Annotated in this window: 15 protein-coding genes and 1 tRNA gene; 11 read left to right on the top strand and 5 right to left on the bottom strand. The window is 71.8% G+C overall.

Annotated features, from left to right (window positions below):
* Window positions 1-1835: 1835 nt before the first annotated feature.
* The 3 genes from ACF08W_RS06080 to ACF08W_RS06070 form a co-directional block, all read right to left on the bottom strand.
* Window positions 1836-2747, bottom strand: coding sequence for a cellulose-binding protein (locus ACF08W_RS06080; protein ID WP_392278568.1), 912 nt, complete (start codon window positions 2745-2747; stop codon window positions 1836-1838).
* Window positions 2748-2961: 214 nt separating this feature from the next.
* Window positions 2962-5538: an SUKH-4 family immunity protein gene (locus ACF08W_RS06075; RefSeq protein WP_392278567.1), complete on the bottom strand. Its 2577-nt coding sequence runs from the start codon at window positions 5536-5538 to the stop codon at window positions 2962-2964.
* 5 nt (window positions 5539-5543) lie between these two features.
* Window positions 5544-6521 carry an SMI1/KNR4 family protein gene (locus ACF08W_RS06070; RefSeq protein ID WP_352276889.1) on the bottom strand — a complete coding sequence of 326 codons (978 nt, stop codon included), beginning with the start codon at window positions 6519-6521 and terminating at the stop codon, window positions 5544-5546.
* Between the two features lie 361 nt (window positions 6522-6882).
* On the opposite strand from ACF08W_RS06070, the gene ACF08W_RS06065 reads away from it, so the two are divergent.
* The gene (locus tag ACF08W_RS06065; RefSeq protein ID WP_352276887.1) at window positions 6883-7407 is read left to right on the top strand and encodes a YwqJ-related putative deaminase; all 525 of its coding nucleotides are present in this window, start codon (window positions 6883-6885) and stop codon (window positions 7405-7407) included.
* A gap of 10 nt (window positions 7408-7417) precedes the next feature.
* On the top strand, window positions 7418-7951 hold the full coding sequence (locus ACF08W_RS06060; protein WP_352276885.1) for an SUKH-3 domain-containing protein: 534 nt from the start codon (window positions 7418-7420) through the stop codon (window positions 7949-7951).
* Between the two features lie 139 nt (window positions 7952-8090).
* Here the strand turns inward: ACF08W_RS06060 and ACF08W_RS06055 are convergent, their stop codons facing one another.
* Window positions 8091-9407 carry a histidine kinase gene (locus ACF08W_RS06055; protein WP_352276884.1) on the bottom strand — a complete coding sequence of 439 codons (1317 nt, stop codon included), beginning with the start codon at window positions 9405-9407 and terminating at the stop codon, window positions 8091-8093.
* 155 nt (window positions 9408-9562) lie between these two features.
* Between ACF08W_RS06055 and ACF08W_RS06050 the strand changes: the two genes are divergently transcribed.
* The 7 genes from ACF08W_RS06050 to ACF08W_RS06020 all read left to right on the top strand — a co-directional run bounded on the left by ACF08W_RS06050 (window position 9563) and on the right by ACF08W_RS06020 (window position 15295).
* Window positions 9563-10435: a hypothetical protein gene (locus tag ACF08W_RS06050; RefSeq protein WP_392278566.1), complete on the top strand. Its 873-nt coding sequence runs from the start codon at window positions 9563-9565 to the stop codon at window positions 10433-10435.
* An 11-nt stretch (window positions 10436-10446) separates the two neighbouring features.
* Window positions 10447-10517 (top strand) — tRNA-Gln (locus ACF08W_RS06045).
* A gap of 148 nt (window positions 10518-10665) precedes the next feature.
* Window positions 10666-12114, top strand: coding sequence for a bifunctional UDP-N-acetylglucosamine diphosphorylase/glucosamine-1-phosphate N-acetyltransferase GlmU (gene glmU / locus ACF08W_RS06040; protein ID WP_352276882.1), 1449 nt, complete (start codon window positions 10666-10668; stop codon window positions 12112-12114).
* Window positions 12115-12232: 118 nt separating this feature from the next.
* A complete protein-coding gene (locus tag ACF08W_RS06035) occupies window positions 12233-13207 on the top strand; it encodes a ribose-phosphate diphosphokinase (protein WP_352276880.1) in 975 nt (324 codons plus the stop codon).
* Between the two features lie 179 nt (window positions 13208-13386).
* Complete coding sequence (locus ACF08W_RS06030) at window positions 13387-13971, top strand: 50S ribosomal protein L25/general stress protein Ctc (RefSeq protein WP_352276878.1); 585 nt, start codon at window positions 13387-13389, stop codon at window positions 13969-13971.
* A gap of 127 nt (window positions 13972-14098) precedes the next feature.
* Window positions 14099-14692, top strand: coding sequence for an aminoacyl-tRNA hydrolase (gene pth, locus ACF08W_RS06025; RefSeq protein ID WP_352276876.1), 594 nt, complete (start codon window positions 14099-14101; stop codon window positions 14690-14692).
* A gap of 129 nt (window positions 14693-14821) precedes the next feature.
* Window positions 14822-15295, top strand: a complete 474-nt coding sequence (locus ACF08W_RS06020) for a hypothetical protein (RefSeq protein WP_352276875.1) — start codon at window positions 14822-14824, stop codon at window positions 15293-15295.
* Between the two features lie 37 nt (window positions 15296-15332).
* Here the strand turns inward: ACF08W_RS06020 and ppc are convergent, their stop codons facing one another.
* Complete coding sequence (gene ppc, locus ACF08W_RS06015) at window positions 15333-18062, bottom strand: phosphoenolpyruvate carboxylase (RefSeq protein ID WP_352276873.1); 2730 nt, start codon at window positions 18060-18062, stop codon at window positions 15333-15335.
* Window positions 18063-18386: 324 nt separating this feature from the next.
* Here ppc and ACF08W_RS06010 point away from each other — a divergent pair, with 324 nt between their 5' ends.
* Both ACF08W_RS06010 and ACF08W_RS06005 read left to right on the top strand, forming a co-directional pair.
* Window positions 18387-19406 (top strand): acyl-CoA desaturase, encoded by a 1020-nt coding sequence (locus ACF08W_RS06010; RefSeq protein ID WP_385206736.1) that lies wholly within the window; start codon window positions 18387-18389, stop codon window positions 19404-19406.
* On the top strand, window positions 19403-20089 hold the full coding sequence (locus ACF08W_RS06005) for a TetR/AcrR family transcriptional regulator (protein ID WP_366292311.1): 687 nt from the start codon (window positions 19403-19405) through the stop codon (window positions 20087-20089). Before ACF08W_RS06010 ends, ACF08W_RS06005 begins: the two co-directional genes overlap by 4 nt.
* The last annotated feature ends 1 nt before the right edge of the window (window position 20090 follow it).

Here is a 20090-nt window from a genome sequence, read left to right as displayed (position 1 = left end):
ACTTGGGGCCAACTGTCACATTTTCTCAGGGGTGGGGTCGGGCTCGCGGCAGGGACGGCAGAGTCCGTCGCGGAAGGCTTCGGGCCTTCCCGGTACGCCACACTCGGTGCACTCCGGCATCACCCGGCGCACCGGGGCCTCCGCCGGTACGGGCGGAACGGGCGTCGCGGGCAGGTGGGGCGGAAGCTTGTCCTGGAGACGGCGGCGCACCAGCCCGAAGGGAGACCCGACCGCATCGGGAAGCCCTGCCGTCAGGGCCCGGGTCAAATAATCGGCATCCACACCCCGCGCGAACCACTCGACCACCAGCCCCTCCAACCCCGCACAGTCCGCCGCCGAAAGCGCCAGACGGGAGTCCACCCGCCCCAACCGCGCCAACGCCACGAACGCGGGCGAGGGAACACCACCCTGCGACTGCGGGCAGGACATCGGCAAAGGTCCGGGCTGGAGTCGAGGCTGGGGTTCCGGGCGGGACCAGGACTGAGCCTGAATCTGCGGCTGCGGCTGAACCGGGGGCACCGGCTCCGCCGCACGCGGCTGCGGGACCTGCGCAGCAGGTACGGGTACGGAAGCGGGAGCGGGCACCGAAGGAGCGGCGGCGGGGGCCTGGGGGTTGGGCTGTTGGGTGGCTCGGTGGTTCTCGGCGGCGAGGAAGGCGGTCCACCACTCGTTGTCGTGGGCGACCCGCGACCAGAACGTACGCGTGACCCAACGGACCTGACCGTCCTGGATACTCACGCAACGACCCCGGCGCAGGTGACCGGCCACACTCAGCGCCCGTAACGCACTGCCCACCGCCATCTGCCCGTACAACGGCAGAGACTTCGCAAGCGACTTGATATCCATCGCCGCACCCTCCGCCAACGCCTCCACATAACCCGCAATGTGCCGCTCACGCACCGGCAACGACGCGAAGTCGGCCTCACACGGCGGTCGTTCCTCCGGAACGGAACGCTTCCCGTAACCCGGCCTCGCCTTCGGCGGGGCAACGCGCGGAGCTGCGGGCGCACAAGGGTCGGAGATAAGCTCGGAAACAGCCACGGGATCGGCTTTCTACTTGGTTGCGATCTTGGGGTCAGACCCCGGGCAGTGCTCCAACACTGTGCCGGGGTCGTTTCGTTCGCACCGTAAACGGGCGCGACTCTGCGCCGCAACTTGATCACAATTAGTCATACTTGCTGGCCGTGACGGGTACGGGAGGGTGGGTGGGGTTCCCCAACCCACCCAAAAAACCAACCACTTGGAACACACCGCTCGAATCCCGAACCCCGAATCCCGGCCCCCGAAGCCCGAAGCTCAAGCCCCGGGCCCGCGCCCGTTTCCGCGCCCACGAAAGAGTGAACCGGCCCCCTCCCGAAGCTCGGGACTCGGGATTCGGGAAGCACTAGCTCCGCCGACAGCTCGGCGTCCTTCCGCAGGGCACGCCCGTTCCGGTGGGGGCGCGGCGTCGCGTCGCCGTTCGCCGGATCAGCTTCCACATCCGGAGGCGCCATCGCGGTTTCCAGCTCCACCCGGCCCCGTTCACGGCGCCACCGCAGCTCCCGCAGAACGCGCCGCCCCAGATTCGCCGTCTCGCCCACAGTGGCACTCTCCGCACGGGTCAACACCCCCACGCCATACGCACCCACGGCCGCCGTCGGATACGCGGCCCTGCCTGCTCCGCCGACTCCGCGCCCCCTCGGGGAGGCGCACCGGAGTCGGCCGGTCCAGCGTAGGAAGGCCACGGCCGTCCCGTAACCCGGAACACCGAATCCGCCCGGCCCGGTTTCGGGACGGGCCGGGGCAGGACACGGCGCGGCGGGGGGAGGAGGGCGCGCAGTGCGTTGCGGCCGGGGTCAGTTGTGGAGTTCGTCCACCGGGGCGGTGACGCGGCCGGTGAGGGCGGCGAGGGCGTTGCGTACGTGGGCCATGTGCGCGTGGAGCTGCTCGCGGCTCTCGTCGTGCTCGCGCACGACGCGCTCCGTCTCCCGGACCACCCGTTCCTCGCGGACCCTGGCCCCGGCGATCAGTTCGGCGGCGCGCGCCTCGGCGTCCTCCTGGCCGTGCCGGGCGGCCTCCTCGGTCTCCGCGAGGGCGCGCCGGGCCTCCGCCAGCCGGGCCTCGGCCCGCTCGGTGAGGTCGTCGTGGCGGGCCGTCTGCTCGGCCTCGGCGTCGGCGAGTTCGCGTTCGGCCGTCTTCAGGCGCTCCGTGTGCTCCTGCTCCTGGTGGGCCAGGACGCTCGCGGTGCGGCTGACGGTCTCCGCCATCATGGCGCGCGCCTTCTCCCGCACCCCGGCGGCCTCCTCGCGGGCTTCGGCCACCGCCGCGTCGGCCGTCTCCCGTGCGGTGGTCAGCGTGGCCTCCGCGTACGCGAGGGCCTCGGCCCGTATCGCCTCGGCGGCCTTCCCGGCCACGGCACGGACCTCGCGGCCCGCCGCCTCCGCCGCGTCCCGCAGCTCCTGCGCCCGGTCCCGGGCAGCGCTCCGTACGCTCGCCGCCTCGCCCTCCGCGAGGGCCAGGATCTGCTGGGCCCGCTCGCCCAGCGACTCGTAGGTCTGCGGAGCGAGCGTGGCGACGACCTCGGCCAGCCGGACCGACTCCGCCGACATCTCGGCCACCAGGGCGGTCAGCCGGTCCACCTCGGCCAGGGCCTCGTCCCGTTCCGCCGAGAGCGCGGACACCGCCCGGTCCACCTGCTCCGGTCGGTAGCCGCGTCCCCGTACACCGATACCGACGAAGCCGTGCGCGGACACCGGTACAGAACTCATGCGTGAAGCCTCTTTCCGACTCTGCGACCATCAGCGACACGTCAAGGATGCGGCAGATCGGACCATAAGTCGGAATCGATCATCTGCTTTACAGACAGAAGCGACAGGCATCACAGCCCCATGGACACCACAGAGCGCGGCGCCCGGCCCCTTCCGGGGACCGGGCGCCGTACGCGGATGGCTCAGAGCCCCACGAGGCCCGCAGGGCCTGCGATCAGAGCAGTCCGTCCCACATCTGTTCGAGCAGCACGGACCACCAGCTCTCCGGCGACGCCAGCGCCGCCGCGTCCAGCGCCATCAACTGGGCCTGGAAGTCGACCGTCCAGCGACCCGCCTGCTCCGGGGTGAGCCCGAACCGCAACCGCCACATCCGGCCGAGCAACGCCATCGAGCGCTGGAACTCCGGCAGCCCGGTGTTCACGAACTGCGGCGGCACCGACTGCCCGCCCGGACCCGCCTCGACGGGCACCGCGACGATGTTCGCCGTCCCGTACTGGACACAGATCGCCCGGCCGAAATCGGACCCCATCACCAGGTACGAGCCCGCGTCGGGCGCGGCCTGCACCTGACGCTGCTGGGCCAGCTCGCCCAGCGTCGGCACCACCGGCTGGCCCGGCTGCGCCCAGAAGAACGGCCCGAAATCGGCGGGCAGCCCCGCCCACACCAGCGCCCGGGCCACCGTCTCGGGCACCCCCTGACGGGACACCGCGCGCTGGTCGAAACGGAGGATGCCCTGCGGCCCGAAGCTCTGCAGCAGCTCCTCCGCGACGGCCTCCGGCGGCACCACCGGCGCGGCCGGCATCTGCGGGAGCGGTGCGCGGACCGGCGCCGGACGGGCCGGACCGTCCGCCACCTGGTGCAGCTCACCCTGGTGGGTGAGGAGGTGCTGCATGCCCTGCTGGCGGCTGGCGTGGTCGGTGCCGTACGGGGCGACGCTGGTGATCCGCACCTGCGGCCACGTCTCACGGATCATGCGCGCGCAGTAGCCGCCGGGCAGCTCGCAGGACTCCAGCTCGGTGTGGAGCTCGATGACCTGCTGCGGCGGCACGTTCATCGCCCGCAGCTCGTGCAGCATCTGCCACTCGGGGTGCGGGGTGCCGGGCGCCGAGCGGCGGATCAGCTGCTGCTCGCTGCCGTCGGGCGCGCGGTAGCGCAGCACGGCCTGGTAGCCGGGGCCGACGGTCGGCTGGCCGGACGGGGGCTGCTGCGGGTACCCGTACGCGGGCGGCGGCGGGGTGTGCGGACCCTGCGGCGGCACATGGCCGGGGGCACCGGGCGGACCGGGCGGGCCGGGCGGACCGGGGGGCTGTACGCCACCGGGGCCACCCATGCTCGGGTTGGCCAGCATCGTCGCGGCCTGATGGACCCCGCCACCGGGCGGCGGCGTCGCACCGGGCGGACCCGGGGGCCGCACACCACCGGGGCCACCCATGCTCGGGTCCGCCAGCATCGTCGCCGCGTGGTGCACCCCGCCACCGGGCGGCGGGGGCGGCGTCGCACCGGGCGGAGGCGGCGGCGTTCCACCGGGCGGACCGGGCGGGCCCGGGGGCTGCACCCCACCGGGGCCACCCATGCTCGGGTTGGCCAGCATCGTCGCGGCATGGTGCACCCCGCCACCGGGCGGCGGAGGCGGCACGGCACCGGGCGGGCCGGGCGGCGGCGTCGAACCGGGCGGCGGCGGCACCGAGGCACCCGGCGCACCGGGCGGACCCGGCGGCGGCACCGGCGCACCCGGCGCACCGATCTGCGGGGCGAGCTGGGTCGGCAGATACCCGCCCGCCGGGGCACCGGGCGCACCCGGCCCCGAGGGCGGCGGCACCGGCGCCCCAGGAACCCCCGGCGCGCCCGGAGGCGGCGGAGGTACGGCGCCACCACGCGGACCGGGCGGAGCCACGGCGGCCTTGCCGGTGGTCGCGTCCGCGATGCCCCCGGCCCCGGGCGCACCCGGAACCCCCGGCGCACCCGGACCTCCCTGACCGCCCGGCGCACCGGGACCACCCGGCCCGCCCGGCCTCTCCGGCGACGGCAGACCCGGCACCAGCGCGGTCCGGGGAAGCTGACTGCCCCCCGACATCAGGGCGGTCGGGGCGTCGGCCGGCACCACCGGCGGCGGCGTGTTCTCGTCATCGGCACCGGAGAGCGGCGGCGCGAACACCGTCGCGGGCAGCGGCACCTCCGCGTCGTCGGAGTCCGCACCCGTATTGGTGTCCGTACCGGCCCACGGGGTCGACCCGTCCGGCACACCCGCCGGAACCGGGGGCGGCGCCGCCGGAGCCGCCGCCGGGGCCACCGGCGGGACCGGCGCCGGGGGCGGACCTGCCGGAACACCGTCGTTGGCGGTCGGCTCATACGCCGGCTGCCCACCCTGCGAACCCGGCCCGCCGCCCGCCGGCGCACCCTCAGCGCGACGGTCCGGGATGCCCAGCTTGTCCGCCGCCTCCTGGAGCCACTCCGGGGGGCTCAACAGGAACGACGTCTGATTCAGATCGATCCGCTGCGGCGGCTCCGGAGCGGCCGCCGCCGCCTCGGCCCGCGCCCCGTACTCCTCCTCGTACCGCCGGATCACCTCACCCACCGGCAGCCCCGGCCACAGCGTCGCCTCACCACTGTCCCGGGCGATCACCAGACGCTGGTTGCCACCGTCCGAGACGGGGCCCTCCGCCCGGTCCTCGCCCCACACCACGAAGCCCAGCTCGAACTCCCGCACCCGCACCTCACGGTGCTGGTACGCCGGAACGTCCCCGTTGATCCACTCGTCCGCGCGCTCCTGCGCCTGCGCAAAAGTCACCATCGCGCTCACCCCTCCACCGGGACGGCCCGCGCGAAGCCGCCGTCCACCATCAGGTTCGCCACGGTCTCCAGCTCCGGCGGATTGCCCGCCAGCCGCTGGAGGAAGGCGTCGAAATCCGCACCGCACGGCAGCAGCAGCCGGCCCACCCGGTCCTGCACCGACCAGCCGTCCCGGTCCCGGGCGTCGTCATAGGCGCAGAACCACACCGAACCCACGCCGTCACCCCGCACCTTCACCGCGACGATGCCGCCCTGGACGAAACCGACGCCCAGGAAGTCCTTCGTGAGATGGTCGCGCAGACACTTGTTGACGTACACCAGGTCGTTCACCCCGGCCTGCTCGCGCACCGTGAAGAACGGCTGGTCCACCAGGAGCCCCAGCTCCGCGTCGAGCGCCGCGCCCACCGGCGCCGCACCGCCCGCCGCCTTCAGGAACGAGCGGTACGCCCCCGGCAACCGGTAACCGAGGTCCTCCTCCACCCCCAGGACCTGCGACTCGCTCACCGCGACGGCGCCCTTCGGCAGCCGGAAGTGCGCGGGCCGGGTCTCCTGCAACGGGCGGGTACCCCGCTTGTCGTGGTCGACGGCCGTACCGGCCAGCCCCGCATGGTGCCGCAGCAGCGCCTTCACCTCGACCGGGACCAGCTCCATCCGCCGGCCACCGGGCACGTGGTGCCAGGTCCAGCCGTGCGGGGTGGCGACCGCCGGAATCGTGTCCCAGAGCTCATGGCCGCTCGCCGCGAGCGCCGCGTTCGCCGAGACGTAGTCGGTGAGCCGCAGCTCGTCGACCCCGAAGCCCTGCGGCGGTTCGGCGACCTCGGCGGCGGCACGCGCGTACGGCGTGAAGACCGGGCTGCCGTTCCCGTCCATACGCACACCGCCGGGGTGGCGGGACGCCCGGACCGGGTCCGGGAAATGCACGAGCTGCCCGGCGTAGGCCGCGTTCGGTGGCGCGGCTTGCTGACCGAGCCGACCTGTCGTCATGGCGGTTGCCCCCTGCTGCGTCTGGCTGGTGAGGGACCGGCCCGCCCGAGAGCGGCGGTCCCGGCACAGCCTATGCGGTGACGCAAGGGCCGGTCCCGCCCATGTGACCTGTCCTACCCGCCCCTCCCCACAACCGTCACCAACCGTCACAACGGCGTGACGGACGAGCGACGCGCCCGGCACCGGCCCCCGCCCGAAACCACCCCGGCACGCGCCACGAAGCCGCTCCCCGCGCGACACGAAGGCACGTTTCACCCGCCCCAGCTTCCACACCAGCCCGGACATTTGGCAGGCTGTCACCGCAACTCGGGGGCGTGCACATCGCGCAGCTACCGCTGCCGGCACGGGAGGGAAAGCACCAATGCACACAGCACAAACAGTCACATCCGGAGATCCGCGCCTCAGCTGGAGCAGCGCCGACGGCAGCCGGACACCCCGGCTGATCCACCGCCGCGACGGCATCCTGCCCGCGGTCGCGGCAGCGCTCTCCGTACGCGGCGAAACACTGACCTGCACCGCGGGCAAGGGCGACCAGCCCCCCGTACTCCACCCGCTCGTCCAGGACTTCCTGGACACCCTCCCCAGCGGCCGGCGCGAACGGTTCACCGGCCGCTGCCCCGAAGCGATACTCCTCTCCCGGCAGCTCACCGCCGCCGAGTCCACCCGCTCCAAGCGCGCCCAGCGCAAGCCGCTGACCAACGGCGAAGCCCGGCGCGCCCTCAAGCACTCCCGGCTCACCGCGCGGCGCATCCGCGAGGACGGCGACCCCCTGCACGGCAGCTACGCGCCCCCGTGCCGCTCCTGCACGGCCATGCTCGCCCACTTCGGTGTACGCCCCGTCGACCTGACGACGCCCACGGCCACGACCACCGCCGAGAAGGGCTGACCGCACGCCGATGCACGACCGAACCGACCTGCCCGCACAGACGGGCCCCGCCGGACGCGACCGGAACACCACCACCCGCTTCCCCGTCGCCGTCGACGCCGCCCTGCGCGCCGCCGGCTGGGAACCGGGCCGCTGGGACATCCGCCGGGCCGAGGAATGGGCCGACACGCTCAGCTCGCACGTCTCCCCCGCCGGCCACCGGCACGCGGTCTTCCCGGCCGCCGTGGAGGCCTGGGCCGAATTCGGCGGGCTGCACATCACCGCCTCCGCCCCCGGCCGCCAGATCGCCCCCGCCCCCGTACGCATAGACCCGCTGAGCGGACTCCACCTGGCCCGGACCCTCGGCGACCTCGGCCGGGCCCTGGAGACCGAGGTCAGCCCCCTGGGCGAGGAGGGCGACGGGCAGGCCGTACTGGCCATCGACACCGAGGGCCGCGTCTACAGCATCGACCACACCGGCGACTGGTACCTCGGCCCGGACATCGACCAGGCCCTGGCCACCCTCGTCTCGGGCATCCAGCCGGCCCGCCTCGTCTCCGGCTGACCCGGACCGGGCCCGCGCCCACCACGGACCACCCCGCACCGGCGGCCCGCTCCCGAACCCGAGCCGGGACCGGGCCGCCGAAGCCGTACCCGGCCCCGCGCCCGTACCCGTACCCGTACAGAAGGGGAGCCGGAACGGATCAGACCGCCGTCTCCCCCACCGGCAGCACCGCCGACACCCGGAAACCCCCCGCCTCCGTCGGCCCCGACACGAACACCCCGCCCAGACCCAGCACCCGCTCCCGCATACCTACCAGCCCGTTCCCCCCGCTCGGCAGCCCCGCGTCCGCCGTCGCCGCGTCCGACGGACCGTTCTCCACCTGCATCGCGACCTCCGCACCCCGATGCGCCAACCGCACCCAGGTCCGCGCCCCCGCCGCATGCTTGTGCACGTTGGTCAACGCCTCCTGCACCACCCGGTACGCCGTCTGCTCGACCTCCGGCGGATACCCCCGCGCCTCCCCGTCCACCGACAGCTCCACCGTCATCCCCGCCGCCCGGGACTCCCCCACCAGCGTCTCCACCTCACGCAACCGGGGCCCGTCCTCCGCGGCCGCGGCCGCCGCCGCGGCAACCGCCTGCCCCACCGACGCCAACGGCACCCCGGCCGGACGCGACGACACCGGCTCCCCCGCCCGCAGCACCCCGAGCATCTCGCGCAACTCCGTCAACGCCTGCCGCCCCATGTCCCCCACCAGCGCCGCGTTCCGCACCGCCTTCGCGGGATCCTTCGGCGCGACCGCCTGGAGCGCCGCCGCGTGGACCACCATCAGACTCACCCGGTGGGCGACCACGTCGTGCATCTCCCGGGCGATCCGGTGCCGCTCCTCCGTACGCGCCCACTCCGCCCGCTCCTCGGCCCGGTCCGCGAGCAGCGACAGCTCCCGCTCCAACGAGTCCGCCCGCTCCCGCAGGCTCTCCATCAGCCGCCGCCGCGCCCCTATGTAGAGGCCGAGCAGCACGGGCGGCGCGGTCAGCCCGAGCGACATGAACAGCGAGATCAGCGGTACGTACCAGTCACCGGGCCCGAAGTCCGCCTGCTCCGCCACGTTCTGCCGCAGCCGCACGTACGACACGATGAACGAACCCGCGAAGGACATCCCGCTCAGCACCGCCGTGATCCGGCGCGGCACCTCCGACGCGGCCAGGCTGTACAGACCCACCAGCCCCATCAGGAACGCCATTCCGGCCGGCGCCGTCGCGATCGACACCAGCACCACCGCGATCGGCCACCGCCGCCGCAGCACCAGCACCGACCCCACCAGCAGCCCGAACAGCACCCCCACCGGCACCGGCAACCCGGCGTCCCCGGCGAAATCCACGCCCTCCAGCGCACACTCCAGCGCCGAGAGAACCCCGAGCCCCACGTCCAGGGCGACACTGCGCCGCCGCTCCCACCACCAGTAGCCGCGGGTGGTCGGTCCCGCCGCCTCCTGGTCTGCCCCCGTTGCGGTCATGGCATCCACCCTACGGGCGGCCGCCGCCCGATCCCGGAGAACCCGGACAGCACAGACGGCCACCACCGGAAGCCGAAACAGCCACTTATCGCTTGAAATGGCGAATCGATCAGCCTTTCGCACCGGACGCCCGCATTCCGGACGACGCTCACCGCATGACGAAGATCACGAGCACCTGTGCCGACTTCGAGAATCTGCGCGAACAGGCGATCACCCTGCGCCGGGAGGGGCTCAGCCTGCGCCAGATCCGCGACCGCCTGCGCATCCACAACAACGACCTCCTGAACCGCCTCGTCCGCGGCGAGCCCGCCCCGGAGTGGACGAAACGCCCGCGCGCCAGGGACGACCTCCGCGAGAAGGCCCGGGAGCTCCGCCTCCAGGGCATGACGTACGACCGGATCCAGTTGGAGCTGGGCTGCTCGAAGAGCTCGATCTCGCTGTGGGTACGGGATCTGCCGAAGCCGGAGCGCAGGCGGTCCCGGGAGGAGGCGTCGGCCATCGCCAGGCGCGGCTGGGAAACGACCCTCCGGCGACGCGAGGAGGAGCGCGGGGAGGCGAAGAGGAGGGCGGCGGCCGAGATCGGCCCGCTGAGCCCGCGCGAACTCTTCCTGCTGGGGGTGGGCCTGTACTGGGCGGAGGGCTCCAAGGCCAAGCCGCACCGGCCGCAGGAGCGGGTCACCTTCACCAACAGCGACCCGGGCATGATCGAAGTGTTCCTCGCCTGGCTCCGGCTGCTGGGGGTGGCCGACGCGCACCTCCGCTTCCACGTGCACATCCACGAGACCGCCGACATCGCGTCGGCGGAGCGGTTCTGGGCCGCCCTGACGGGGGCCGACGCCTCCGCGTTCGGCAAGACCTCCGTCAAGAAGCACTCACCGAGGACCAATCGGAAGAACGTCGGGGAGAACTACCGGGGTTGCCTGGTGGTGCGCGTTTTGAAGAGCGCCGACCTGTACCGTCGCATTGAGGGCTGGTGGTACGGCATAGTAGAGGCCGGAAAGCGATCCGATCAAGGAATTCGGACATAAGGGTCGCTCTATCCCGGGTCGTCTAATGGCAGGACAAATGGTTTTGGTCCATTGAATGAGGGTTCGATTCCTTCCCCGGGAGCAGCGCGGAGCGCCGTGAGGCATCACGGAGAGCGCCGCACAGCGCCGTGACGGGCCCCGACCAGCAGGTCGGGGCCCGTACCCATGCCCGGCCAACAGCCCCCCGGTATCCTTCGGGTGTCCACCACCCGAAGCCGAAGGGCATTTCCGTGAGCTCCGAACGCCCGGCAGCCGTCGTCGTCCTCGCAGCGGGTGAGGGCACCCGCATGAAGTCGAAGACCCCCAAGGTCCTCCACGAGATTTCCGGGCGCTCGCTCGTCGGACATGTCGTCACCGCCTCCCGCGAGCTGGACCCCGAGCACCTCGTCGTGGTCGTCGGCCACGCGGGCGAGCAGGTCACCGCGCATCTCGCCACCGTCGACGAGCGGCTGCGCACCGCCCACCAGCCCGAGCAGAAGGGCACCGGCAACGCCGTGCGCGTCGGGCTCGACGCGCTGGGCGGCTCCGTCGAGGGGACCGTGATCGTCGTCTGCGGCGACACCCCGCTGCTCTCCGGCGGGACGCTCCGCGCGCTCGCCGCCACCCACGCGGCCGACGGCAACGCCGTCACCGTGCTGACCGCCGAGGTCCCCGACTCCACCGGCTACGGCCGCATCGTCCGCGACCCGGCCGACGGCGCGGTCACCGCGATCGTCGAGCACAAGGACGCCACCGACGCCCAGCGCGCGATCCGGGAGATCAACTCCGGGGTCTTCGCCTTCGACGGCCGGCTCCTGGCCGACGCCCTCGGCAGGCTCGGCACGGACAACAGCCAGGGCGAGGAGTACCTCACCGACGTCCTGTCGATCCTGCGCGAGGCCGGTCACCGGGTGGGCGCCTCCGTCACCGGGGACCACCGCGAGATCCTCGGCATCAACAACCGGGTCCAGCTCGCCGAGGCCCGGCGGCTGCTCAACCAGCGGCTGCTGGAGCGGGCCATGACGGCCGGGGTGACGGTCGTGGACCCGGCGTCCACGCTGATCGACGTCACCGTGACGTACGAGCGCGACGCGGTCGTGCACCCGGGCACGCAGCTGCTCGGCGCCACCCACCTGGGCGAGGACGCCGAGGTCGGCCCCCACTCCCGGCTCAAGGACACCGTGGTCGGCGAGGGCGCCCGGGTGGACAACACGGTGGCGGACGGGGCGGAGATCGGCGCGGGCGCGTCGGTCGGCCCGTACGCCTATCTGCGGCCGGGTTCCCGGCTCGGTGTGAAGTCGAAGGTCGGCACGTACGTGGAGCTGAAGAAGGCCACGCTCGGCGAGGGGGCCAAGGTCCCGCACCTGAGCTACGTCGGCGACGCCACGATCGGCGACCACACCAACATCGGTGCCGCGAGCGTCTTCGTGAACTACGACGGCGAGGCCAAGCACCACACCACGATCGGCTCCCACTGCCGGACCGGAGCGGACAATATGTTTGTGGCTCCTGTCACGGTCGGGGACGGCGTTTACACCGCCGCCGGATCGGTCATCACCAAGGACGTACCGCCCGGTTCGCTGGCCGTCGCACGCGGCCAGCAAAGGAATATCGAGGGTTGGGTGGCCCGCAAGCGACCGGGGAGCGGCGCCGCGCAGGCGGCCCAGGCCGCCGCTTCGGAGCGCACGAGCGAAAGCTGACCGGAAACAGGTACGTCATGCACGGCGTACCGTGATAGATGCTCACCCCATTTCGGCTGGCTCGTCGCACATCGGGACACATGCGCGGGGCCAGGAACACGTCTGAGGAGACTGTGCTGTGACCGGGATCAAGACGACCGGCGAGAAGAAACTGATGCTCTTCTCCGGCCGCGCCCACCCCGAGCTGGCCGAGGAGGTCGCGCACCAGCTGGGTGTCGGTCTCGTGCCGACCAAGGCTTTCGATTTCGCCAACGGTGAGATCTACGTCCGCTTCCAGGAGTCGGCCCGCGGCGCCGACTGCTTCCTGATCCAGAGCCACACGGCTCCGATCAACAAGTGGGTCATGGAGCAGCTGATCATGCTGGACGCGCTGAAGCGCGCCTCGGCCCGCTCCATCACGGTGATCGTCCCGTTCTACGGGTACGCCCGCCAGGACAAGAAGCACCGCGGCCGTGAGCCGATCTCGGCCCGTCTGGTCGCCGACCTGATGAAGACGGCGGGTGCGGACCGCATCCTCACCGTGGACCTGCACACGGACCAGATCCAGGGCTTCTTCGACGGCCCGGTGGACCACCTGTTCGCGCTGCCGATCCTGGCCGACTACGTCGGTGCCAAGGTGGACCGCTCGAAGCTGACGATCGTCTCCCCGGACGCGGGCCGGGTGCGGGTCGCCGACCGCTGGTGCGACCGGCTGGACGCCCCGCTGGCCATCGTGCACAAGCGCCGGGACAAGGACGTCGCCAACCAGGTGACCGTCCACGAGGTCGTCGGCAATGTGAAGGGCCGGGTCTGTGTCCTGGTCGACGACATGATCGACACCGGTGGCACGATCTGCGCCGCCGCGGACGCCCTGTTCGCGCACGGTGCCGAGGACGTCATAGTGACCGCCACCCATGGTGTGCTCTCGGGTCCGGCGGCGGACCGGCTGAAGAATTCCAAGGTGAGCGAGTTCGTCTTCACGGACACGCTGCCGACCCCGGGCGAGCTGGAGCTCGACAAGATCACGGTGCTGTCGATCGCGCCGACGATCGCGCGTGCGGTGCGCGAGGTCTTCGAGGACGGCTCGGTGACCAGCCTCTTCGAGGAGCAGTAGAAGCAGTCGTTCGAAGATCCACTTTGGGGCGGCCTCCTTCGCCGGGTAGACTCAGTGAGTTGCTCGGCGAGGGAGGCCGTACTCATGGGTACGGCGGTCCGTTATCGACGCGCTCTTCGTAGCAGGCCAGTCGTGGCCGGGTGACCTTCCGTTTTCGTCATCCCACGAGGAGTGCAGTCATGGCCGAGGTCAAGCTCGACGCCCAGGTTCGTACCGAGTTCGGCAAGGGTGCCGCCCGTCGCACCCGCCGCGCCAACCTGGTTCCCGGCGTCATCTACGGCCACGGTGCCGAGCCGGTCCACATCACCCTGCCGGGCCACGCCCTGATGATGGCGCTGAAGACCGCCAACGTGCTGATCGCCCTGGACGTCGAGGGCAAGGACGCCCTGGTCATCCCGAAGGCCGTGCAGCGCAACCCGCTGAAGGGCGACATCGAGCACGTCGACCTGCTCACCGTGAAGCGCGGCGAGAAGGTCAGCGTCGAGGTCGCGGTGCAGGTCGAGGGCGACCTGGCCCCGGGCGGCAACCTGCTGGAGTACGTCCAGAACACCCTGCTGGTCGAGGCCGAGGCCACCCACATCCCCGAGTCCGTGACCGTTTCGGTCGCCGGCCTGGACGCGGGTGCGTCGATCCACGCCAAGGACATCACGCTGCCCAAGGGTGTCTCGCTCGCCGGTGACGAGGACGCCGTGGTGCTCCAGGTCCTGGCCGCGCAGGCCGAGGAGCCGGCCGCCGAGGGTGCCGAAGAGGGCGCCGAGGCCTGAGCCTCGCCTCTCCTGCTTCACTGACGGGGTGGCGGTTTCCTGTTCGGGGACCCGCCGCCCCGTTTCCCTGTCTGCGGTGCGGCGCCCGCCGCACCCCGTTCGTCGTACGCGAGGAGACCGAGCAGAGATGTCCGACGCCACCGCACCCTGGCTCATCGTGGGCCTCGGCAACCCCGGTCCCGAGTACGCGGCGAACCGGCACAACGTGGGCTTCATGGTGGCCGATCTGCTGGCCGAGCGGATCGGCGGGAAGTTCAAGCGGGCGCAGAAGGCGCAGGCGCAGGTCGTGGAGGGCCGGATGGGTCCGCCCGGTCCGCTGAGCCGGCGGGTCGTGCTGGTGAAGCCGATGTCGTACATGAACCTGTCGGGTGGGCCGGTCACGGCGTTGCGGGACTTCTACAAGGTGCCGGTGGACCGTGTCGTGGCGGTCCATGACGAGCTGGACATCGATTACGGGACGCTGCGGCTCAAGCTGGGTGGTGGCGACAACGGGCACAACGGGCTGAAGTCGATCACCAAGTCGTTGGGGGCGGAGTACCACCGGGTGCGGTTCGGGATCGGCCGTCCGCCGGGGCGGATGCAGGTCGCGGACTTCGTGCTGAAGGATTTCTCGTCCACCGAGCGCAAGGAGCTGGCGTATCTGGTGGACCGGGCGGCGGACTCGGTGGAGTGTCTGCTGGCCGAGGGGCTGGAGCGGGCGCAGAGCGCGTACAACGCGTAGGCGGGCAGGCCGCGGAGAACTGCGCAGGCGTGTGGGGCCGCGCGTACAACTCTGACATTCCTCCCGGTAACCGGCTTTTCGTGGGCGTGAGTTGACCGGTGGTGCCGGTCTGTCGAAGGATCGCTCACCATGAAGCGCAGCTCCTCCTCCCACCGCGCCCTGGTCTACGCCCGCAATGCCGTCATGGGCTGTGCGGTTCTGCTGTTGCTGGTGGCGGGTGTGCTGTCGTCCTGGGACAAGGCCCATCACATCGTTCTGGCCAAGGGCCGTGAGCACGGCACGATGGCGGTGACCGGGTGCGGTGCCGATGTGTGTACGGGGCCGTTCACGCCGTCGGACGGTGGGGTGGCGCGGTCCCGGGTGACGATCGAACGGTCGGTCGCGGCGCGGCGCGGGGACCGGTTCCCGGTGGTGGTGCGGCCGGGTACGGACGATGTGGTGCGGACCGGGGCGCCGGGGTTTCTGCATGCCTGGGTGCCGCTGGGTGGTGCGTTGGTGCTGTCGGGGCTGGTGATCGGTGGTGGTCTGCGGCTGTCCCGGGTCGGGTGGTGCACCGGGATCGCGGGTGCGGCCCTGCTCGTGGCGACGTTCTTCGCGCTGTGAGCGGGCCGCACCCGGTCCGGTCGGGTTGCCTGTGCGGTCAGCCGGTGTTGCGCAGGCCGGCGGCGACGCCGTTGACGGTGAGCAGGAGGGCCCTGGCGAGCAGCGGGTCCGGTTCCTCGCCCCGGGCGGCGGCTTCCCGCTGGCGGGCCAGCAGGGAGACCTGGAGGTAGGAGATCGGGTCGAGGTAGGCGTCGCGGATGGCGAAGGTCTGCTGGAGGGCGGGGCTGGTGCCGAGGAGTTCGGTGGAGCCGGTGACCCGGAGGACCTCCTGGACGGTGAGCGCGTGCTCGGCCTCGATCGCGGCGAAGACGTGCTTCAGTTCGTCGGGGACGAGGGTGTCGACGTAGTGGCGGGCGATGCGCAGGTCGGTCTTGGCGAGGGTCATCTCGACGTTGGAGATGAAGTTCCGGAAGAAGTGCCAGTGCTCGTGCATCTCGTCCAGGACGGTGTCGAGTCCGGCTTCGCGCAGGGCCTTGAGGCCGGAGCCGACGCCGTACCAGCCGGGGACGATCTGGCGGGACTGGGTCCAGCCGAAGACCCACGGGATGGCGCGGAGTCCGTCGAGCGAGACGCCGGAGCCGGGGCGGCGGGAGGGCCGCGAGCCCAGGTGGAGGTCGGCGAGCTGGTCGACCGGGGTGGAGGCGAGGAAGTACGTCGGCAGGTCGGGGTCCTCGACGAGCTTGCGGTAGGCCGCGTGGGCCGCGTCGGAGACGGTGTCCATGGCCGCGTCCCAGCGGGCGAGGGCCTCGTCGGACTGGCGGGGTGCGGTGTGCAGGGCGGATGCCTGGAGGGTGGCGGCGACGGTCAGTTCCAGGTTCTCCCGGGCGAGGGCCGGGATGAGGTACTTGTCGGAGATGACCTCGCCCTGTTCGGTGACCTTGATCTCGCCCTCCAGGGTGCCCCAGGGCTGGGCGAGGATCGCGTCGTGGGAGGGGCCGCCGCCGCGGCCGACGGTGCCGCCGCGGCCGTGGAAGAGGCGGAGGCGTACGCCGTAGCGGTGGGCGACGTCGCGCAGGCGGCGCTGGGCGCGGTGGATCTCCCACTGGGAGGTGGTGATGCCGCCGAACTTCGAGGAGTCGGAGTAGCCGAGCATGACCTCCTGGACGTCGCCGCGGAGTGAGACGAGGCGGCGGTAGGAGGGGTCGGCGAGCATCTCGTCGAGGATGACGTCGGCGGCGCGCAGTTCGTCGGTGGTCTCCAGGAGCGGCACGATGCCGATCCTGGCCCAGCCGGCGTGCAGGTCGATCAGTCCGGCCTCGCGGGCGAGGACGGCGGCGGCGAAGACGTCGTCGGCGCCCTGGCACATCGAGATGATGTAGGACTCGATGACTTCGGGGCCGAAGCGTTCGAAGGCTTCCTTGACGGTGTGGAAGACGCCGAGGGTCTTCTCGCCGGCGGCGTCGAGCGGGGCCGGGGTGGGGGCGAGGGGGCGGCGGGAGCGGAGTTCCTTGGCGAGGAGCTTCTGCCGGTAGTCGCGGGGCATGTCGGCGTAGCGCCAGGATTCCTCGCCGAGCCGGTCGAAGAGCTGGCCGAGGGCGTGGTGGTGGGCGTCGGCGTGTTCGCGTACGTCCATGGTGGCGAGCTGGAGGCCGAAGGCGGCGAGGGTGCGGATGGTGCGGTCCATGCGGCCGTCGGCGAAGAGTCCGCCGCGGTGGGCGCGCAGGGAGGTCTGGATGAGTTCGAGGTCGGTGAGGAGTTCGGCGGTGCCGAGGTAGTCGCAGCCGGGGCGGTGGGGGGTGCCGGAGGCGAGGCGGGCGCGGGTGTTGACGAGCTTCTGCCGGATGCAGGTGGCCTTGAGCCGGTAGGGCTCCTCGGCGTTCAGCCGCTTGTAGCGGGGGCTGATCTCGGGGAGGCGTTCCAGGTCGGTTTCGAGGGAGGCGAGGAGTTCGTCGGTGGCGCCGGTGTAGCGGATGGAGTTGGAGAGCAGTCCGCGGAGCTGGTCGATGAGTTCGAGGGCGTCGGTGATGCCGTGTTCGTGCTGGAGGATCAGGACGTCCCAGGTGACGGCGGGGGTGACGTTGGGGTTGCCGTCGCGGTCGCCGCCGATCCAGGTGCCGAAGGTGAGGGGGCGGGTTCCGGCGGGCAGTTCGACGCCGACCCGGTCGAGTTCGGCGGCCAGGTCCTCCAGGACGTCGCCCACGGCGTTGGCGTGGAGTTCGTCGAGGTAGTAGATGGCGTTGCGGGCCTCGTCGGCGGGCTCGGGGCGGACGACGCGCAGTTCGTCGGTCTGCCAGATGAGGTCGATGTTCTCGGCGAGGCGGAGGTCCTGGCGGCGGCGGTCGGACTCGACGACGGGGGTGTCGAGGAGGGCGGCGATGCGGCGGAGCTTGTTGAGGACGGAGCGCCGGGCGGCCTCGGTGGGGTGTGCGGTGAAGACGGGGCGGACGTTGAGGTTCTTGACCGTTTCGCGCAGGTGGTCGGGGTCGGCGTCCTTGAGCCGGTCGGCCGTTCGGGCGAGGAGGCCGCCCTCGGCGGCGCGGCGGTCGCGCATCTCGCGGGCGCGGTGCACCTGTTCGGTGACGTTGGCGAGGTGGAAGTAGGTGGAGAAGGCGCGGACGAGCCGGGCGGCGGTCTCCAGGTCCGTCTCACCGAGGAGCTGGGCGGCGGCTTCGCCGTCGGTGCGGGTCAGGGCGCGGACCCGTTCGACGAGGTCGAGGAGTTCCTGGCCCTCCTGGCGGACGAGGGACTCGCCGAGGAGGTCGCCGAGGCGGCGGATGTCGGCGCGCAGCTCGGTGCTGGCGGCAGGTGTCTGGTCGGCACTGCTCACGGTGTGCGGCTCCTTGCAGTGGTTGAGCACGGGGGTACTCCGGGGCCGCGGCGGGCCGCGCCCCCGGGGGTTTCCGGGACGTGGCGGGCTGCGGGACTGCCGCCGTCCCGGGAAAGCAGAGTGCGGACCGCGCTGTCCGACTCCACTCAGGATAGGTGTCCACGAAGTGGACACCCGCTCGCGGCCCGATCGGGTATCCCCGCTGGCGCGGCCCGGTCGCGCTCTCGTGCGTCGGGCCCTTGCGCTGCCATACTTACGTTGCCGTAGGTTACGGAACCGTAGCCGGAGCTGTCCGTCGTCTTTCTCTTCCCCAGGGGACCCCCCATGAACACCAGTCCCGCCGCGCTCGACGATCCCCGGTCCGCCGCGGCCGACGACGGCCGGCCCCTGCCCTCCGCGACGCTCGGCGGGGACAGCAAGCGGTCGATCGAGCAGATCGCCCTGCTGCTGTTCATCGTGGTGCCGTTCGTGGCGCTGGTCGCGGCGGTGCCGCTGGCCTGGGGGTGGGGGGTGAGCTGGCTGGATCTGGGGCTGTTGGTGGCGATGTACTTCATCGGCTGTCACGGCATCACGATCGGTTTCCACCGGTATTTCACGCATGGCTCGTTCAAGGCGAAGCGTCCGTTGCGGATCGCGCTGGCGGTCGCGGGGTCGCTGGCGGTGGAGGGGCCGGTGGTGCGGTGGGTGGCGGATCACCGCAAGCATCACCGGTTCTCCGACGCCGAGGGCGATCCGCATTCGCCGTGGCGGTTCGGGGAGAGCCTGCCCGCGCTGATGAAGGGGCTCTGGTGGGCCCACATCGGGTGGATGTTCGACGAGGAGCAGACGCCGCAGCAGAAGTACGCCCCCGATCTGATCAAGGACCCGGCGGTCCGCGCGGTCTCGCGTCACTTCGCGACGTTCACGGCGGTCTCGCTGCTGCTTCCGCCGCTGGTGGGCGGAGTGGTGACGATGTCGTGGTGGGGTGCGGCGACGGCGTTCTTCTGGGGCTCGCTGGTCCGGGTGGCACTGCTGCACCATGTGACCTGGTCGATCAACTCGATCTGTCACGCGGTGGGCAAGCGGCCGTTCAAGTCGCGCGACCGGTCGGGGAACGTGTGGTGGCTGGCGGTGCTGTCCTGCGGCGAGTCCTGGCACAACCTGCACCACGCCGATCCGACGAGCGCCCGGCACGGGGTGATGCGCGGTCAGATCGATTCGAGTGCCCGGGTGATCCGCTGGTTCGAGAAGCTGGGCTGGGCGTACGACGTGCGCTGGCCGGACGCGGCGCGGATCGCTTCCCGCCGGGTCGATGCCGGTCCGAGCGACGCCCGGCGCGACCGCGGTCGTACCGAGGCGGCATGATTGACGACGTGGCGACCGACTCCAGTACCAGCAGCGAGAACACCCGTCCCTCCTCCTCCCGGCGTACCCGCAGGGTGCGGATGACCGGGAAGGAGCGCCGGGAGCAGTTGCTGGACATCGGTCGCACGCTCTTCGCCGACAAGGGCTTCGAGGGGACGTCGGTCGAGGAGATCGCGTCCCGGGCCGGTGTCTCCAAGCCGGTGGTGTACGAGCACTTCGGCGGCAAGGAGGGGCTGTACGCGGTGGTCGTCGACCGCGAGATGCGCCAGCTCCTCGACATGGTGACCGGTGCGCTGACCGCGGGGCACCCCCGTGAGCTGCTGGAGCAGGCGGCGTTCGCCCTGCTCGACTACATCGAGACGTACACCGACGGTTTCCGCATCCTGGTCCGCGATTCCCCGGTGGCGCAGTCGACCGGGACGTTCGCCTCCCTGATCAGCGATATCGCCACCCAGGTGGAGGACATCCTGGGTCTGGAGTTCAAGGCGCGCGGCTTCGACCCGAAGCTGGCCCCGCTGTACGCCCAGGCGCTGGTCGGCATGGTCGCGCTGACCGGCCAGTGGTGGGTGAACGCCCGCAAGCCGAAGAAGTCGGAAGTGGCCGCCCACCTGGTGAATCTGGCCTGGCACGGCCTGGAGAACCTGGAGTCGAAGCCGAGGCTGATAGGCCACCGGAAGAGCTGAG

Origin of the sequence: Streptomyces sp. NPDC015144 (assembly GCF_043079735.1) — a bacterium.
In the GTDB taxonomy this organism is placed as follows: Bacteria; Actinomycetota; Actinomycetes; order Streptomycetales; family Streptomycetaceae; genus Streptomyces.
This window is presented reverse-complemented; position numbering and strand designations above follow the sequence as displayed.

Excerpts from the sequence above, each read along its gene's own strand:
- ACF08W_RS06080 (WP_392278568.1), bottom strand. The coding sequence starts at position 2,747 with ATGAGTTCTGTACCGGTGTCCGCGCACGGCTTCGTCGGTATCGGTGTA.
- ACF08W_RS06075 (WP_392278567.1), bottom strand. The coding sequence starts at position 5,538 with ATGGTGACTTTTGCGCAGGCGCAGGAGCGCGCGGACGAGTGGATCAAC.
- ACF08W_RS06070 (WP_352276889.1), bottom strand. The coding sequence starts at position 6,521 with ATGACGACAGGTCGGCTCGGTCAGCAAGCCGCGCCACCGAACGCGGCC.
- ACF08W_RS06065 (WP_352276887.1), top strand. The coding sequence starts at position 6,883 with ATGCACACAGCACAAACAGTCACATCCGGAGATCCGCGCCTCAGCTGG.
- ACF08W_RS06060 (WP_352276885.1), top strand. The coding sequence starts at position 7,418 with ATGCACGACCGAACCGACCTGCCCGCACAGACGGGCCCCGCCGGACGC.
- ACF08W_RS06055 (WP_352276884.1), bottom strand. The coding sequence starts at position 9,407 with ATGACCGCAACGGGGGCAGACCAGGAGGCGGCGGGACCGACCACCCGC.
- ACF08W_RS06050 (WP_392278566.1), top strand. The coding sequence starts at position 9,563 with ATGACGAAGATCACGAGCACCTGTGCCGACTTCGAGAATCTGCGCGAA.
- ACF08W_RS06030 (WP_352276878.1), top strand. The coding sequence starts at position 13,387 with ATGGCCGAGGTCAAGCTCGACGCCCAGGTTCGTACCGAGTTCGGCAAG.
- pth (WP_352276876.1), top strand. The coding sequence starts at position 14,099 with ATGTCCGACGCCACCGCACCCTGGCTCATCGTGGGCCTCGGCAACCCC.
- ACF08W_RS06020 (WP_352276875.1), top strand. The coding sequence starts at position 14,822 with ATGAAGCGCAGCTCCTCCTCCCACCGCGCCCTGGTCTACGCCCGCAAT.
- ACF08W_RS06010 (WP_385206736.1), top strand. The coding sequence starts at position 18,387 with ATGAACACCAGTCCCGCCGCGCTCGACGATCCCCGGTCCGCCGCGGCC.
- ACF08W_RS06005 (WP_366292311.1), top strand. The coding sequence starts at position 19,403 with ATGATTGACGACGTGGCGACCGACTCCAGTACCAGCAGCGAGAACACC.